The following is a 15902-nucleotide window of genomic DNA, read 5'->3' as shown; positions in this document are numbered from 1 at the left end:
GAGCCACAACGCGGGGGCGGCCACCAGCCGCCCCCGCATCCCCCTCGGCGGCGTGGTGCTGCCGTCCATGATCCGTTCGTTCGACGACCAGCTTGGACTTCTGCCGTGATCAAACGTTCCTTTGTGCTGCCTGCGCGCCGCCCCCGGCGAGCAGCTGCTGCCCTCCTGACCTGCGGCGGGCTGCTGCTTGCGGCGGCGTGCAGCTCCACCGGCGACGACTCCACCGGTGAGGCTTCCGCGGTGCCTGATCCAGGGACTGGACACCTGCACGGGTTGGGTGTCGACCCGGCCGACGGCGCCGTCTACGCCGCCGGTCACCTGGGCGTCTTCCGCCTGACCGGGACCAAGGCGATACGGGTCGCCGACCGCTACCAGGACACCATGGGCTTCACCGTCACCGGCCCTGGCACGTTCCTGGCCAGCGGCCACCCCTCACCCACCGACCGCACAGCCACCTCCCCACACCTGGGCCTGATCCGCAGCACCGACGCCGCCAAGACCTGGACGACCGTCTCGGCCGAAGGCAAGGCCGACTTCCACTCCCTCCAGCAAGCAGGCCAGGTGCTGTACGGCTTCGACAGCCAGACCTCGCAAATCTGGGCCAGCAACGACCAAGGCCGCACCTGGGACCGCCGAGCGCAGCTGTCCATCGGCGATCTCGCCGCCCACGCGAAAAGGCCCAAAGAAGTGTGGGCCACCACGACGGACGGTTTGGTGACCAGCGGCGACAGCGGCCGCACCTTCCGACCCGTGCCGGGAGCACCTGACCTGGCGGCGATTGAACGCCCGGCTCCCGACGCGCTGGTCGCGCTTGGAGCGGACGGGAAGGTGTTGAGCAGCCGTGACGGCCGCACCTGGGTGGCCGGCGGCGCACTTCCGCAGGGAACGAAGCCCACTGTGCTGACTGCTGTGACTCCCATGCATCTGCTGGCCGCCGACGTCGGAGACAGGGTCTATGAATCCAAGGACGCGGGCCGCAGCTGGAAGGTGCTGCACCGCCCCGATCACGGGCCCGGCAGTAACCACTAGCCGCAGTGCCACCAGCCGTGATCACCCCCTCGACGGCTTCAGAGCAGGAACGGGCCTCGCCCTCGACGCCCCGACGCCGCCCCCGCAACCAGGCTCCGAGCCACGGGACCAGCCAGCACAGTGCGGCCACGCGGTGACGCCGCGCAGACGCATCCACACTGATGTGATCTCCCTCCCATCACGGGGTGGGGACGGCTCCTGTTGCAATTTCGCTACCAAGGCCGCCTATGGTCGTGCAGCGTGATCTCAGGCAAGGTTCGTCGCGGCCACCACAGGGGAGCGTTGCTGCTGGCAACGGTCTTCGCGGTGGTGCTTGCCGTATTCGCGATGCACGCCCTGACCTCCCATCTGCTGCAAGCCCACAGCGGGCACGCCGCCGCGTCGCCGCTCGTCGTCGCAGGGGACAAGACGCAGCACGATCACTCTGACGTTGCCCCCGGGGACGCCACCACGACATCGGACAGCCCGGACGGCGAATCCCCCTGCGACCACGGCGGAGCCGGAGAGATCTGTCTGGCGCTGCTGTGCATCGTTGTCGCCCTGTACTCGTTCGCCCGCAGGCGCGGGGGCTCCGACCGCGTCCTCTACGTGCTCCGCCGATGGGCAGCACCCGCACACGGCTGGATCAGCCGCACCGGCGACCCACCGTGCCTGCACCGACTTTCGATCCTGCGCTGCTGAGAGCTGCACCAGCGTGACGCCGGCACCACGGGTGTCGGCGCGGCTGCTGCCTGCTCTCACACAACAAGATCCGAAAGGCCATACCCGCATGACCACCATTCTCGAGCCCGAGCGCCACCAGACTCCCGCCTCGAAACATCGCCGCCCCACCTTCGACAAGAAGTCACTCCCGGCTCGCTACAGCGGCCAGATGCTCTACTTCTTGGGCGCCGCCCTCATCGCCGGCGCCGTCGTCCACTACCCGATCAATCCGCCGCTGTACGCGATCATCTGCGTCGTCGGCGCCTTCGTGTTCCTCCTCGGCACCATCGTCAACGAGTTCGTGCTGGCCGACGAGCGTCCGGGGCTGAGACAGGCAGTCTCGCTGGTCGCGTTCTCCCTGTTGCTGTCCTTCGGTGTCGGCCTGGTCGGCGGCGGCATCCAGCACTTCGAGCAGTTCCCCGAGCGCAGCGCCTGGATGACCCCCGTCGGCCTGCTCATGTCGTACGTCGCGTTCGTCGCCAAGGACTCCAAGGGCCGTTGGCGGCACCTCGTCACCCCGTTCGCGGCCGGCGTCGTCGTCCTCGCGGCCCTCGCCTGGCTGGGCATGACCGCCCTCGCCGGCACCATCAGCTCCGATGGCGGCAGCCACGACCACGGCTCCACGACCCAGACCCCCGCAGAGCGGGACCAGGCTCCCGTTGAGCAGGACCGCCCGGCCGAGGCACCCGCCGAGCCGGCCGAGGATGGCCATACGTCCCACAGCCACTGACCCCGGTCCGGCACCTCGTAGCCGTTCTCGCGGGCCCACGCGTGGACCACGCTGGGCTCGTAGTCCCGCTCGTGGTGCTTGCGCTTGCCGTCGGCGGGCTCGGGATGCGGCCTGCTCTTGCGGGCGCGCAGCTCGGCGAGGCGTTCCTCCAGCCGGTTCTCCTCGCTGATCATCTTCCCCAGCTCGCCGCGGCGGGTGCGGCCCTTGACCAAGGACATGGCCTGGTCGGCTGCCTGGCGACCGCTGGGGTGGCGGCTTCTTCCGTGGCGCGGGCCACGCGGAGACGATTTAAGGACGGGGGCCGCAGCTGGAAGGTGCTGCACCGCCCCGATCACAGGTCCGGCAATAACCGCTAGCGGCAATGCCCCACCAGCCGTGATCACCTCCTGTGCTGTGCCTGGCGGTCCCGTCGGGCACAGACTGGAAAAGGCGAGAGGGAGAACGTCATGGATCACATGGACCACACCGCTCACAACGCCAGCACACCCGGCTCCCAGCACACGGAACAGGAGCACGTCGGGCACGACCACGCCGACCATGGTCACGGCGGGCACATGGCAGCTGGCGGCGCGTCCTGGGGTACGGCGGCGCAGGCGACGGCGCACTGCCTGACTGGGTGTGCGATCGGCGAGATCCTGGGCATGGCCATTGGCACCGCCCTGCTCTGGGGCAACGTTCCCACCATGGTGTTGGCGATCGCCCTGGCCTTCCTGTTCGGCTACTCCTTCACGATGTACGCCGTGCGCAAGGCGGGCCTCGGGCTCAAGGCGGCCATCCGCGTAGCGCTGGCTGCCGACACCGTGTCCATCGCCGTGATGGAGTTCGTGGACAACCTGATCATCGCCCTCACTCCCGGTGCCCTGGACGCCCACCTGTCCGACGGGCTGTTCTGGGGCGCGCTCCTGGGCGGCTTCGCCGTCGCGTTCGTCATCACCACGCCGCTGAACAAGTGGATGATCGGCCGCGGCAAGGGCCACGCCGTCGTCCACGCCTATCACTGACCACTGCGGCTGCGCCGACGGAGCCTGGCCGCATCCGGGCAGTTCCCCCGGATGCGGGCTCTCGGCGTTTGCGCCGATCACCGGCGTGTTACCTGTCTCAACGACGCCGAGGCCCCGGTGGCGGGCCGCCCGGGCCCGCCGGCTCCGGCGAAGTGGAGGCGACGACGATGACCACGATGGTCAAAGACATGCTGGACACCTACCCGGCGGACCTCGGCGGCGTGGACCGCGACGCCCTGACGCGCTGCATCGAGGCATGCATCGCCTGCGCACAGGCGTGTACCGCCTGCTCGGACGCCTGCCTGTCCGAGGAGATGATCGCCGACCTGGCCAAATGTATCCGTACTGACGCAGACTGCGCCGACATCTGCAACGCCACCGCCTCGGTTCTTTCCCGCCACACTGGCTACGACGCCAACATCACCCGCACGATGCTCACCGCGTGCGCGACCGTCTGCAAAGCGTGCGCCGAGGAATGCGAACGCCACGCTGACATACACGACCACTGCCGCGTCTGCGCCGAAGCCTGCCGCCGCTGCGAGGCAGCCTGCAACGACCTCCTTGCCTCCCTGGGCTGACAAGCCCAGTTCCGCATCCAGCAGTGCCCGCACCGCTGGATGCGCCGAAGGGAAGGCCCATTCCGATGTGATGCATATCGCTCGGGAAGGGCCTTCGCTGTTGCGCTCCATTCCGATCACAGCACGGCAGCCGTGCCTCACATGCACTGCTGTGCCCTGAGTGTGCGTTGTGCAGCCAGATGTTCGCGCCGAGTTCGCCACCGGGGCAGTGGGGAGCCGCCCGAACGAACCGTTAGGGTCACGGCATGGTCACGGCATGGTCACGGCCTGGTCGTCTTCCCGCATGTCGCGGGCCCGCTCCTCAGCGGGTCCGCTGCGCATGCTGTGGGTGGCCATCGCACTGTTCGCCTTCCTGTACGCGCACGGCGTGAGCACCGAAGGCGTCACCGGCCATCTCGACGCAAGCGGCCGCGCCCGCAGTGGCCGCCAACCATGACCATGCCGTCGAGAACGCCCCGGTGGATCACCCCGGCGGTGAGGAACACGGCCCGTCCCATCCGGGTCAGGACTGCGTACCCGGCCAGCCCCAGTAGACGCCGGCTCTTGACGCCCCTGGCCTCTGTGCCCTCGTCGAGCAAGATCCGTACGCCGTGCCGCGGCCTGTTCTGGTCGCGTTTGGTGACGTGGCCTCGGCCAAGCAACTGCCGAGCACGTCGATAAGAGCCACAGTTCTGCAGATCTAGGATCCGGCGACTCTTCGCCGGCCCTCGACGCCCTCCCCCTGGTCACGACCCCGGGACAGCCCATTGCGGCTGCGGGCGCGATGCGGCCAGCCATCGCCGCAACCAGCCTCGACTGATCGCGCCACGGCGCATGGTGAGGCAGGTTCCTGCGGCGGTGTCCTGACACTGCCCGCCCCGCCCGCCGTTTTGCTGCGCCTCTTGGCGTACGACGGCCGTCTGCGGAGGAACTGTGCTCTCGCCGTCCCGCATTCGCTCGCTCCCAGTTGCTTCCCCTGTGAAGTGCCGGCTGCTCGCTCTGCTCCTGAGCGCTCTGCTGCTGATCGTGCTCGACTGCACGCTGCTGCTGCACGAGCCCGGCCAGTCTCAGGGCTCACCGAGGTCATATGGCGGGGCTGTTGGCACAGCAATTCCATGGCTCCCCCTCGGTGACAGCACTTTGCCGCCGGCGTCGGTGACGGCACCGCCGCCTACGCCCTGTTCCTCGACGGCCTCCTGCGCGACGACCCCGACACAGCTGTCCACTGCTACCTCGACTGGCGGGGCAAGGACTTCCCCGCCGACAAGGACTGGGGTCCCATCCGCCCCACCAAAGTCGAGCCCGCACTCGAGCAGCAAGTCGGCAACCACCTCCGCGAAGTCACTACCGGACCCGGAGCCCAGCACGTCCCCATCCCCGAGGGCTACCTCGAAGAAGTCACCCAGGAACAACGCGAAGAACTGCTCTGCGGAGGATGACCAGGCCGGTGCGGTGCACGGTTGGTCAACCCTCGATCGTCAGCGGGATCCGCCCCCCCGCCGACCGTCCGGCCCCGTCCCAGCGGCTGAGGACCTGCGGACTGGCCGGACGGACCGGCACCGCCGTGGTCGTGTCGCGATGCGGCGTATGGAAGGAGTCGGCGCTCCACGGCACGCGCTTGGTGCTACCGGGCAGGTGGCGTTCCGAGGCGCCAGGGCCAAGAGGAATTCAGCGGGCGCTTTGCTTACGGCTGTGCGCCTCGAATGCGTCGCCTCGTCGCTGTCGCGTAGGTCGACCGCGGCCCAGACTGCTCCCGCCCGGTCCGCCGAGCGCGCCAAGCCCTGGCGCGGTGACGCGTTCCCTGCCCGCCCGATCCAGGTGCGCGGCGCCGGGCACTGCTTCCACAACGCAGGCCGGCGGTGAGGCCATGCCAACTGGTCATGGGAGTGGCGCAGTTGCAGCGAGGAGCGCTGGGTGGCCGGCGCTTGTAGGGGAGTGGCCTGTCCGAAGCAGCGCACTTCTGAGGGTTGTTGCGAACGCAGAATCGAGTAGGCGGACTTTGTTCGGGCTTGAGGCGGTAGAAGGGAGGTGTGTGGCGGTGATGTCGCTCACAGCTGGCGTTCTGGGTGAGACGGCAGGCCGGGAATTGTTCACGGATGACCGACCAGGCGCGTAGAGCGGGGCAAATGCCTTGCTCTGCCCATAAGGGAAAGGGAAAAGCTCAGGCCCCCCGCCGGAGCGGGGGGCCTCCAAGGTGCACTCAGGCCATGAGATGCCTCTTGATTGCAGGCCAGTTGGAGCTGAACCCGCGGTCCCCATGGTGGCGTGCCACCGGGGGTCTGTGGAGCGATTCGCCGCCTTGCCGGGCAGTCGTCAAGCAAGGCTGAAGAACCGCAGTGAGTGAATAATACCGCTGACCTGCCGGTATGCCATCAGGAGAGCTCGTCTCCGAGTTGTTTTCCGCCTGTTGTTTACCACCCAAATGCGTTGATGAAGCGGGCAAAAGGGGCTTACGGGGTGAACGTTTGGCCGAACTGTCGGCGACACGCAATACCAGATCCGCGTTCTTCATGCCCGCCAGGGCGGCGCCCGTGTCGCACGCAAGCATTATTCACGAGTGCACAAGGAGGCCGGCGGGGGCCCGTCCCTGTGTCCGGCGACACCCCCATGGGGCACACTTATGTATCGCGCGCGGAACGCCTCGAGGAACCCCGGTCCCTCAGCCGCAGACAGGAGTTGGAGCTCCTGACTGACAGGCCTGGCCGCCGAGCCCGACACAACTGAATACGCACTCAGGCCAGTTACACCCTCGCTCCGGTTCATCCGGACGCGAGGCGCTGAGCGAGGGCGACCCGTATACGGGTCGCCCTCGCTCAGCATCAACCCCCAACAGAGCGGGCACCAAGGGCCCCTCACATAGGAGTTGGACGAGATGCCTCCCCACAAGAAGCGCCGTCAGATCCTCATCGCCGCCGCCACGGCGAACGCCGCCGGTGCCAGCACCGGCTTCCTTGCTCATGCGCTCGGCCTCGATCCCGAAGTCAGCGCGATGATCGGCACGTTCGTCGGCGGCATCGTAGCTGAAGGCCTCCTCCAGGTCGTCGCCGCCGAGAGCAGCGTCGAGGACCTCGAGGTCGAGGGACCCGAAGAGGCCGACGCCGACGCCGGCGAGGGCGCTGCCCGGGCCCGCAGTGCTCGCGGCACCGAGGACAGCGGCAAGGCAGAGCACGCCGAGGCCCCGGACAACACCGAGGGCGCGGAGCGCGGCGTCCGCCGTGCTCTCCACGCCGAGCACCAGGGCTACGCACGGCGCACTCGGCGCCGTACGGCCGCCGCCGCCAACGTGGACCAGGCTGCCCCGGCCCGTACGGCGGCCGCCGAACCGCAGCATGCACGACACCGGCATCTGCACCGGGGCGCGCAGCGGTTCGTAACCCGGGTCCACGGCCGAACCCTCCGATCGGCGACGCAGGAGGGACGCCATGGCGCGTCCTGAGAAAGAGATCCCTGTCGAGACACCCATGGAAGTGGCGGAGCTCGCCCGCGAACTGCGGGCGCTCCGACGCGGTTCCAACCTCACCTACAAGGACCTGTCGGCGCGCTCGCACTACTCTGCCGCGGCCCTGTCCACGGCGGCGTCGGGCAACGGCGTGCCGAAGTGGGAGATAGTGGAGGCGTTCGTACGCGGCTGCGGCTTCACCGGGGACATGGGCTCCTGGCAGCGCCTCTACCGCAACGCGGTGGCCCGCGCGGCAGGCGAGGAGTCCCGCCAGTCCGCAGCACGGACCGCCGAGGCCGAGCTCACCGATACCGGCGCCCAGGAGCGGAGCGATACGCATCCGCTGCGGCTGACCCGGCCTCGGCGGCGGGCCGGTCCGCCGGTCGACGCTGTCATCCCCGCCCAGCCCGACGGCCTGCTCGCCCTGGTCCAGCAGTTCATGGAAGCCCACCAGGGCGACGAGCTGGAACGCGTGACCAGTCCCACGGTGGATCACATGCACACCGCGCTCGCCCTGTGCACCACACCGGGCGACGTCTTGTCCGTGATGCGAGAGCTGGTCACGGACAAAGGACTGACCATGGGAGACCTGGAGCAGCGCAGCACACGCTTCTACCAAATCTCCGGCGCGACGTTCTCGCACGTCCTCAACGGAGACGAACTGCCGACCACCGAGCTGCTCCACATCTTCTTGACCGCGTGCGGCCTGGAGGAGGAGCGGACCTTGATCTGGCACCACACGGTGACCCGCATCAAGATCGCACAGCTTCGGCACCGGAAACCCCCGCTGCCGCCTCCCGCCTCTGTCACCACAGACGTGCTCGTCATGATGCGGGCGATCCCGGTGATACGCAGACTGTTCAACGTGGTGATCCCCCTACTGGCCATGGGAGTCCTGGTCTTTCAGATGACTCGCTGATCCGTACACCGGGGACCAGTCGTACAGCGCCCCCGTGACCGACGGTGGCTTCGAGGGGGCGTTGCAACACCAGGTCGTTTCGGTCAGGTCAGGCGCTCGGCGGGTCGTTCCCGCCGAGCGCTTCTTCGATTGCCGACCGAGTGGCAGCCGGGCCGGCGCGAGAGGCGGGCTCTGCTGGGGGTTGAAGCAGGGGAAGATCACGAACGTTCGGCGCCGTGTCGGCCGGCTAGGAGACTGCTTTGCCTGACAACGGCGCAACCGGAGATCGAGATGACTGCGATCCGGATGCGTGCCATCGCGATCTTCCATTTTCAGTTCGTTGACTGCACGGACTTCCAACGGAGCGCTGGGGCCTCGCCCGCCGGGCCCGCGACATCTCCTGGTGTCATGGCCATCGGCGTTCAGATCGCGGCCGAGGCTGCTTTCGGCTGTGTGGGATTGGAGGCTTGGTCGTTGAGGGTGGAGAGGTAGCGTTCGGTGTCCAGGGCGGCTGTGCAGCCGGAGCCGGCGGCGGTGATGGCCTGGCGGTAGGTGTGGTCGACGACGTCGCCGGCGGCGAAGACGCCGGGGATGTTCGTACGCGTCGAGGGGGCCTCGACCTTGAGGTAGCCCTCGTCGTCCAGCTCCAGCTGGCCCTTGAAGAGCTCGCTGCGGGGGTCGTGGCCGATCGCGATGAACAGCCCGGTGGCGTCGAGGTCGCGGGTCCTGCCGGTGATGACGTCGCGCAGGGTCAGGCCGGAGAGCATGCCGCCCTCTTCCTTGATCTCGGCGATCTCGCTGTCGAAGGCGAAGGAGATCTTGTCGTCGGCGAAGGCGCGGTTCTGCATGACCTGCGAGGCCCGCAGGGTGGAGCGCCGGTGGACGACGGTGACGGACTTGGCGAAGCGGGTGAGGAAGGTGGCTTCCTCCATGGCGGTGTCGCCGCCGCCGACGACCACGATGTCGCGGTCGCGGAAGAAGAACCCGTCGCAGGTGGCGCACCAGGACACGCCGCGGCCGGAGAGGGCGTCCTCGTTCGGCAGGCCGAGCTTGCGGTAGGACGAGCCGGTCGCGACGATCACGGCCCTGGCGCGGTGGACGGTGCCCTCGGAGTCGGTGACTTCCTTGATGTCGCCGGTCAGGCTGACGGAGATGATGTCGTCGTCGATCATCTCGGCGCCGAACTTCTCCGCCTGGGCCCGCATGTTCTCCATGAGGACGGGGCCGTCGACGCCTTCGGGGAAGCCGGGGAAGTTCTCGACTTCGGTGGTGGTCGTCAGGGATCCGCCGACAAAGATGGAGCTGCCGAACAGCAAGGGCCTGAGCTGCGCTCGGGCGGCGTACAGGGCGGCGGTGTAGCCGGCGGGGCCGGAGCCTATGACGATGACGTTGCGTACGTCGGTGTCAGCGCTCACTTGGCGGCCTCGGGCGCGATCTCCTTGATCAGGCCCTCGATGAGGACCTTGATCTCGTCGCGGATGGGGCGAACGGCCTCGACGCCCTGGCCGGCCGGGTCCTCGAGCTGCCAGTCGAGGTAGCGCTTGCCGGGGAAGACGGGGCAGGTGTCGCCGCAGCCCATCGTGATGCAGACGTCGGACTCCTTGACGGCGTCGACGGTGAGGATCTTCGGGGTCTGGGCGGAGATGTCGATGCCGACCTCGGCCATGGCCTCGACGGCTGCCGGGTTCACGGCCTTGCCGGGGTTGGATCCCGCCGAGCGGACCTCGACGCGGTCTCCGGCCAGGTGGCTGAGCCAGGCGGCGGCCATCTGGGAGCGGCCGGCGTTGTGGACACAGACGAACAGCACAGAGGGCTTCTCGGACATCAGGAGGTCTCTCTTGTCTCACGACGGAATCAGGCGCACATGACATCAGCACCCGGTGGCGTCAGCCGCCACTGATGTGACAGTATCAGCCCATGATGACGTCAGTCGACACTGAACTGATCCGGGTGCTGGCCGATCCGCTCAGGCTCCAGATCGTGACCCTGCTCGCCCACGAGACGCTCTGCACCACGCACCTGGTCGAAGAGACCGGCGCCAAGCAGACGAACCTCTCCAACCACCTGCGCGTGCTGCGCGAGGCCGGGGTGGTGGAGACGGAGCCGTGCGGGCGCTTCACCTACTACAAGCTGCGCCCGGACGTCATCGCCCAGCTCGCCGGCCAGTTCACCGAGCTGGCCGCCTCCGCTCGTACCGCCGCCGAAAACAAGAGGGCCTGTCCGTGACCCCCACGCAAGCACCCGCGACTACCGAGGACGCCTCGGTCGTCCAGAAGCTGTCGACCCTCGACCGCTTCCTCGCCGTATGGATCCTGCTCGCCATGGCCCTGGGCCTCGGCCTCGGCCGCCTGATCCCCGGTCTGAACGACGCCCTCGCCAAGGTCGAGATCGGCGGCATCTCCCTGCCCATCGCCGTCGGCCTGCTGATCATGATGTACCCGGTGCTGGCCAAGGTCCGCTACGACAAGCTCGACGCGGTCACCGGCGACAAGAAGCTCATGATCTCGTCGCTGGTCATCAACTGGATCGCCGGCCCCGCGATCATGTTCGCCCTCGCCTGGATCTTCCTTCCCGACCTGCCCGAGTACCGCACCGGACTGATCATCGTCGGCCTCGCGCGCTGCATCGCCATGGTCATCATCTGGAACGACCTGGCCTGCGGCGACCGCGAAGCCGCCGCCGTCCTCGTCGCCCTGAACTCGGTCTTCCAGGTCATCGCATTCGGCCTGCTCGGCTGGCTCTACCTGGATCTGCTGCCCGGCTGGCTCGGCCTGGGCGACGGCGAGAACCTCGACATCTCGATGTGGAAGATCGCCCTGAACGTCGTCATCTTCCTCGGTGTCCCGCTGCTGGCCGGGTTCCTGACCCGCCGCTTCGGCGAGCGGAAGATGGGCCGCGAGAGCTACGAGACGAAGTTCCTGCCGAAGATCGGCCCCTGGGCGCTCTACGGCCTGCTGTTCACGATCGTCATCCTCTTCGCCCTCCAGGGGAAGACCATCACCTCGCAGCCGCTGGACGTGGCCCGCATCGCGCTCCCGCTCCTCGTGTACTTCGCCCTCATGTGGTTCGGCACCTTCCTGCTCGGCAAGGCCATCGGTCTGAACTACGACCGCACCGCGACCCTTGCCTTCACCGCGGCGGGCAACAACTTCGAGCTGGCCATCGCGGTCGCCATCGCCACCTTCGGCGTCACCTCCGGCCAGGCCCTGTCGGGCGTCGTCGGCCCGCTGATCGAGGTTCCCGTCCTGGTGGCGCTTGTCTACGTGTCGCTGGCCTGGCGCAAGAAGTTCGCCGCCCCGGCGCTCACAAGCGCCCAGGAGAAGTAAGACGCCGCACGGCATCACCCGGCTGCCCCGCTGCACGAAGCGGGGCAGCCGCATGGGGAAGAGGGACTCAGGAATGAGCAAGGATCTCGACGCAGTCGTCATCGGCGGCGGGCAAGCCGGGCTCGCCGCCGGCTATCACCTGCGCCGCCTCGGCCTTGACTTCGTGATCCTGGACGCCCAGACGTCCCCGGGCGGCGCTTGGCAGCACACCTGGGACTCCCTCCACCTCTTCTCCCCGGCCGCCTTCTCCTCCCTGCCCGGCCGCCTCATGCCGCCGCAGTCCGGGCAGACGTACCCGGACGCGGCGCACGTCGTCTCGTACCTCACGGACTACGAGAAGCGATACGAGTTCCCCGTCGTGCGGCCCGTGCGCGTCCAAGCCGTCCACCGCGACGGCGCGTTCCTGCGGGTCGAGACGGACGCAGGTTCTTGGCGGGCCCGTACGGTCATCAGCGCCACCGGCACCTGGTGGCGCCCCTTCCTGCCCGCGGTCCCCGGCCGTACGGGGTTCAGGGGCACCCAGCTTCACACCGTCGAGTACCGCAGCCCGGCCGACCTCGCCGGACAGCGGGTGATCGTCGTTGGCGGCGGTAATTCCGGCGCCCAAGTCGCCGCCGACCTCGCCTACGACACCGACCTGACCTGGGCCACCCTCCGCGAACCGCGCTACCTCGCCGACGACATCGACGGCCGTGCCCTCTTCGACGCGGCGACTGCCCGCCGCCGCGCCCTCGACGCAGGCGGCACCGACACCGCAGGCGTCGCCTCGCTCGGCGACATCGTCGCCGTCCCGCCCGTACGCGAAGCCCATGACGCAGGACTTCTCAAGGCCCAGCCGATGTTCACCCGCATCACCGCGACCGGGGTGGAGTGGGCCGACGGCACCCGGGCGGAGGCCGACGTGATTGTCTGGTGCACCGGCTTCCGCCCCTCGCTTTCGCATCTCGCGCCGCTCGGCCTGCGCGGACCCCGCGGCCACATCCCTACGGCGGGCACGCGGGCGCTCGGCGAATCCCGCCTGCATCTGCTCGGTTACGGCGACTGGACCGGCCCCGCCTCCGCCACCCTCATCGGTGTCGGCCGCCCCGCCCGAGACGCCGCCCGGGAGATCGCCCAACTCCTGCCCTGACAAAGGGGAAGGCGAAAGATTCCGGACGATGGCGGCAGACGGTCACGTCTAATGAACGCCATGACAGAACATCCGGCATCGGGGCTGTGGCGCTTCCTCGAAGAGGAGGACCCCACCGCCCTGACGCTCATCATCGACACGCCCAGCGGGCCCCACATGCGTCGTATACCCCCGGCCCTGCCACTGCCTGCTCACATCGAGCACGGCACGGCCGCCGAGGAAGCGGCAGCCACCTGGGGCCTGCCCGACTTCGTGTTCCAGCAGGCCGGGCACGCGATCAAGGGATCAGGCCGGCGTGAGCAGGGCGACCGGCTCCTCCTCGCCGGCCGCCGTGGCGCCGCTGTGCAGGTCAAGGCCCGCACCATCAAGCCTAAGCCGGACGCGCTGGAGGTCAACTGGATCCAGAAGGTGGCGGCCAAGGCGATGAGCCAGGCCAAAGGATCCGTGCGGCAGCTGCACCTCGTGCCGGCCGACATGGTCAACGGCCGCGGGCGGGTCATGAGGGTCGACGGCAACGACTACGAGTGGATCGCGGTCTTCCTGCTGGATCACCCCGGCGTCCCTCAGGGCACCGTAGCCACGTGGCAGCCGATCGGAATGCCGTCGATCGCGCTGACCCGTCGCGACTGGGACTTCCTGTTCGACCAGTTGCGCTCCACCACCGCTGTTCTCGACTACCTTTTCCGCGCTGCCGCCGAACCGCCGATTCCACTCGGCGAGGAGCCGGTGCGCTACTACGAGTTCGCGGCAGCGGACGCCGCCGCACCGCCGAAGGAGATCGACACCGACCTCGTAGGGCCGGGCGGCACGCTGTTCTCCACGCCCCAGCTGCCGCAGGCACCCGCCGGCGACGACGGCACCAGGGCCCACCTGATGATGCGCATCATGCTGGAGGACATCGCTCTCAGCCCCCTGGACGGTCATCTGGCCGAGGCCAACCGCTATACCGTCCTGTCCGACCTCGACCGTCTGCCCGTTGGGGCGCGCGCCGAGTGGGGCCGTCTGCTCATCGACATGCTCGAAGACGTGCCCGACGTCCCTGACGAGCACGTCAAGTGGCGCTTCCGCAGGCAGCTCGACGAGGGTGGCACCCGTCAGCTCATCGTCGGCGCCGCCACCCGCTTCGCCCGAGAAATCCAGGCATCCTTCTCCGCTTATGTGCAGCTGCGCCACCACGAGGTGACCTCTCGCACGGGCAGGACCATGGAGTCCTCAACGCTGGGAGTCCTGATGACTCCGCGCGACGGCGTCCGGCCCTGGGACACCAGCACCGTTCGTGTCCACGGGGACCTTCAGCTGTCCGAAGAAGAGCTGAAGGTCTACAGCGAAGGATGGAACCGCTCCCTCGAGGACGGCACGGTAGTCGGGTAGACGAGCCCCGAGGCCAGGAGTTGGCCACGCTCGCATCGTCCAGGCGCCGCCCGCCTCCTCCGGCGGGAACAGCGCGGTGGCAACGATGATTGTGAACCGAGGGTGTTACGGGGGATGTCTCGATGCTCGTGACGCCCATGTGACGTTCGCCTGCACATTCCCTGATAGATCATCAGGAGAAAGCGAGGCTTTCCCTCGCCGGATCGGCAACCGGCCCAGGGTGGCTCCCGGTTGTCGCGACGGTGTCGGGAGGACCCGGCGGAACGTCGCGCACGGTCTTCTGGTCGCTGATCACGCCGACGATGGCCCCCGGGTCCGCCGGACAGGGCCCGTTCACGATCCAGCGGCCACGGCAGGCAGCCTGGACCACAGGAAGTAGTAGTCCTCGTAGTCCGGACCACAGTCGAAGGCCCCCACGACCTCGAGGCCGGACCCCTCGATCAGCCCCGTAAAGTCCTCCGGCGAGGAGAACCGACGGTTCTCCTGAAGGACGACGCTACCGCCGGGCAGCAAGTGCGCACCAACCTCGCGGTAGAAGCGGCGATGGATGGCCCAGTCGCTGTCCTGCCAGATCAGCGGCGAGTGGCTGCGCCGGTAATCGGTCTGCGTGTCCTCAGAGTTGACGTGCGGCGGGTTTCCGATGACAAGGTCCCAGGAAGCCCCGGCGGGTATGTGCGCGAAACAGTCGGATATGTGGAACTGTACCCTCCCGTCAAGGCCGTTCGCCCCCACCGTCTCAGCGACCGCCGACGCGGCGTGCTCGTTGATGTCTGCCAGGTCGAGGGAATCGCACAACCCTGCCGCCAGCAGGGAGAATCCGATGAATCCGGGCCCCGCGCACCACTCCAGAAGACGGCCGGGCCGGCCCACGACATCCCGAACGAACGGAGCGAACGCCCGTCCGAACTCATGCCCCCCACCCTCAAGCTCCGGCGTGTAGGACACCCGTATACCTCCGAGGGGGATGTGATTATACGTCATTGTGCTATCCCAACTTGTTCGTTGACATGCGTCACGTCGCCCCCTCGAAGAAGACCGTTGCTTCTTTCAGGATCTGGACTGTCCGCTCTTACCGCTCCGCCTGCGCGGCCGGGGGATCCACTAGCGCGTCACCCACACGGGACCCGTGGCAGAGCGCGGCACGCCCAGCACGGTCGCGCGCGCCTTTCAACAGCGGTATCGGGTCACACGCATGGAGGCGGCAGGTGGACTACACGCTGACCGCGGTACCGCGAGCCCTGACGAATTCCGAGAAGCGCGTCGCGATGCCCGGAAGATCCTGTGAGATGCGCCTGCCAGGCGGGGCGGAGTCCGGCTGTACAGGGCACCGGATGAAAACGGGGCAGGGAGCCTCGAGCGCAGTCGCGAGCAGGGTCCGCAGAGTGGACGGATTGTCGGCCTCGCACACGGACCGATAGCCGCTGGCAGTTGCCAGCCCGGCCGGCCAAGTGGGCGTGCCCCCCCGGGGGTGGGCTGACCGCCGGTCGAGGCATAGACGCCGTCATCCAGGACTACGTGTACCAGTCGCAGCCAGTGGGGGCGGGACGCAGTACAGGCACGGGCTTCCAAGATCATGGAGTTCTCTACGCCCCGTGACCCGAGTGGAAGACCGTGCCTGCCGAAGCATCATCGCTGATTCCGCCTGCCCTTGACCAACTCCGCGAGCATCCCGAGGTCGTGTCAAAGGAGGTCCCGAGCCTGCTGGAGCGGCTGGCCGAGG

Annotated in this window: 16 protein-coding genes; 12 read left to right on the top strand and 4 right to left on the bottom strand. The window is 68.2% G+C overall.

From position 1 onward, the window contains the following. The first annotated feature begins 105 nt into the window (after nt 1-105). From IE185_RS30845 to IE185_RS30820, 6 genes are all read left to right on the top strand, one after another. Entirely contained in the window at nt 106-1029 is a 924-nt protein-coding gene (locus tag IE185_RS30845; protein WP_189716429.1) for a F510_1955 family glycosylhydrolase, read from the top strand. A 240-nt stretch (nt 1030-1269) separates the two neighbouring features. Beyond that, on the top strand, nt 1270-1710 hold the full coding sequence (locus IE185_RS30840; RefSeq protein WP_138895456.1) for a DUF6153 family protein: 441 nt from the start codon (nt 1270-1272) through the stop codon (nt 1708-1710). A gap of 88 nt (nt 1711-1798) precedes the next feature. Beyond that, complete coding sequence (locus IE185_RS30835; RefSeq protein WP_138895457.1) at nt 1799-2461, top strand: hypothetical protein; 663 nt, start codon at nt 1799-1801, stop codon at nt 2459-2461. 455 nt (nt 2462-2916) lie between these two features. Continuing rightward, nucleotides 2917-3462, top strand: a complete 546-nt coding sequence (locus IE185_RS30830; RefSeq protein WP_138895468.1) for a DUF4396 domain-containing protein — start codon at nt 2917-2919, stop codon at nt 3460-3462. A gap of 167 nt (nt 3463-3629) precedes the next feature. Further along, nucleotides 3630-4040 carry a four-helix bundle copper-binding protein gene (locus IE185_RS30825; protein ID WP_138895458.1) on the top strand — a complete coding sequence of 137 codons (411 nt, stop codon included), beginning with the start codon at nt 3630-3632 and terminating at the stop codon, nt 4038-4040. A gap of 256 nt (nt 4041-4296) precedes the next feature. After that, a complete protein-coding gene (locus IE185_RS30820; protein WP_138895459.1) occupies nt 4297-4476 on the top strand; it encodes a hypothetical protein in 180 nt (59 codons plus the stop codon). Nucleotides 4477-5086: 610 nt separating this feature from the next. On the opposite strand, the gene IE185_RS30815 is transcribed toward IE185_RS30820, so the two are convergent. Further along, nucleotides 5087-5431 (bottom strand): hypothetical protein, encoded by a 345-nt coding sequence (locus IE185_RS30815; protein ID WP_138895460.1) that lies wholly within the window; start codon nt 5429-5431, stop codon nt 5087-5089. A gap of 1460 nt (nt 5432-6891) precedes the next feature. Here IE185_RS30815 and IE185_RS30810 point away from each other — a divergent pair. Together IE185_RS30810 and IE185_RS30805 are read left to right on the top strand one after the other, a co-directional pair. Further along, nucleotides 6892-7455 (top strand): hypothetical protein, encoded by a 564-nt coding sequence (locus tag IE185_RS30810; protein ID WP_138895461.1) that lies wholly within the window; start codon nt 6892-6894, stop codon nt 7453-7455. Continuing rightward, complete coding sequence (locus IE185_RS30805) at nt 7442-8377, top strand: helix-turn-helix domain-containing protein (protein WP_138895462.1); 936 nt, start codon at nt 7442-7444, stop codon at nt 8375-8377. The genes IE185_RS30810 and IE185_RS30805 overlap by 14 nt, the downstream gene beginning before the upstream one ends. 401 nt (nt 8378-8778) lie before the next feature. Here the strand turns inward: IE185_RS30805 and trxB are convergent, their stop codons facing one another. Together trxB and IE185_RS30795 are read right to left on the bottom strand one after the other, a co-directional pair. Beyond that, nucleotides 8779-9771, bottom strand: coding sequence for a thioredoxin-disulfide reductase (gene trxB / locus IE185_RS30800; RefSeq protein WP_138895463.1), 993 nt, complete (start codon nt 9769-9771; stop codon nt 8779-8781). Then, nucleotides 9768-10181: an arsenate reductase ArsC gene (locus tag IE185_RS30795; protein WP_138895464.1), complete on the bottom strand. Its 414-nt coding sequence runs from the start codon at nt 10179-10181 to the stop codon at nt 9768-9770. The genes trxB and IE185_RS30795 overlap by 4 nt, the downstream gene beginning before the upstream one ends. 92 nt (nt 10182-10273) lie before the next feature. Here IE185_RS30795 and IE185_RS30790 point away from each other — a divergent pair, with 92 nt between their 5' ends. The 4 genes from IE185_RS30790 (at nt 10274) to IE185_RS30775 (ending at nt 14182) form a co-directional block, all read left to right on the top strand. After that, on the top strand, nt 10274-10582 hold the full coding sequence (locus IE185_RS30790; RefSeq protein WP_138895465.1) for an ArsR/SmtB family transcription factor: 309 nt from the start codon (nt 10274-10276) through the stop codon (nt 10580-10582). Then, complete coding sequence (gene arsB / locus IE185_RS30785; protein WP_138895466.1) at nt 10579-11682, top strand: ACR3 family arsenite efflux transporter; 1104 nt, start codon at nt 10579-10581, stop codon at nt 11680-11682. Before IE185_RS30790 ends, arsB begins: the two co-directional genes overlap by 4 nt. A gap of 73 nt (nt 11683-11755) precedes the next feature. Further along, nucleotides 11756-12811: an ArsO family NAD(P)H-dependent flavin-containing monooxygenase gene (locus tag IE185_RS30780; protein WP_138895467.1), complete on the top strand. Its 1056-nt coding sequence runs from the start codon at nt 11756-11758 to the stop codon at nt 12809-12811. A 60-nt stretch (nt 12812-12871) separates the two neighbouring features. Further along, on the top strand, nt 12872-14182 hold the full coding sequence (locus tag IE185_RS30775; RefSeq protein WP_138896515.1) for a hypothetical protein: 1311 nt from the start codon (nt 12872-12874) through the stop codon (nt 14180-14182). Nucleotides 14183-14515: 333 nt separating this feature from the next. On the opposite strand, the gene IE185_RS30770 is transcribed toward IE185_RS30775, so the two are convergent. After that, nucleotides 14516-15127: a methyltransferase gene (locus IE185_RS30770; RefSeq protein WP_170198331.1), complete on the bottom strand. Its 612-nt coding sequence runs from the start codon at nt 15125-15127 to the stop codon at nt 14516-14518. Nucleotides 15128-15902 lie beyond the last annotated feature (775 nt).

Source organism: Streptomyces chryseus (genome assembly GCF_014650755.1).
Taxonomy (GTDB): domain Bacteria; phylum Actinomycetota; class Actinomycetes; order Streptomycetales; family Streptomycetaceae; genus Streptomyces; species Streptomyces chryseus.
This window is presented reverse-complemented; position numbering and strand designations above follow the sequence as displayed.

What these genes read in the sequence shown, in the direction of transcription:
- IE185_RS30805 (WP_138895462.1), top strand. Translation starts at nt 7,442, where the DNA reads ATGGCGCGTCCTGAGAAAGAGATCCCTGTCGAGACACCCATGGAAGTG.
- IE185_RS30780 (WP_138895467.1), top strand. Translation starts at nt 11,756, where the DNA reads ATGAGCAAGGATCTCGACGCAGTCGTCATCGGCGGCGGGCAAGCCGGG.
- IE185_RS30820 (WP_138895459.1), top strand. Translation starts at nt 4,297, where the DNA reads ATGGTCACGGCCTGGTCGTCTTCCCGCATGTCGCGGGCCCGCTCCTCA.
- IE185_RS30795 (WP_138895464.1), bottom strand. Translation starts at nt 10,181, where the DNA reads ATGTCCGAGAAGCCCTCTGTGCTGTTCGTCTGTGTCCACAACGCCGGC.
- IE185_RS30825 (WP_138895458.1), top strand. Translation starts at nt 3,630, where the DNA reads ATGACCACGATGGTCAAAGACATGCTGGACACCTACCCGGCGGACCTC.
- IE185_RS30830 (WP_138895468.1), top strand. Translation starts at nt 2,917, where the DNA reads ATGGACCACACCGCTCACAACGCCAGCACACCCGGCTCCCAGCACACG.
- IE185_RS30790 (WP_138895465.1), top strand. Translation starts at nt 10,274, where the DNA reads ATGATGACGTCAGTCGACACTGAACTGATCCGGGTGCTGGCCGATCCG.
- IE185_RS30775 (WP_138896515.1), top strand. Translation starts at nt 12,872, where the DNA reads ATGACAGAACATCCGGCATCGGGGCTGTGGCGCTTCCTCGAAGAGGAG.
- IE185_RS30810 (WP_138895461.1), top strand. Translation starts at nt 6,892, where the DNA reads ATGCCTCCCCACAAGAAGCGCCGTCAGATCCTCATCGCCGCCGCCACG.
- IE185_RS30835 (WP_138895457.1), top strand. Translation starts at nt 1,799, where the DNA reads ATGACCACCATTCTCGAGCCCGAGCGCCACCAGACTCCCGCCTCGAAA.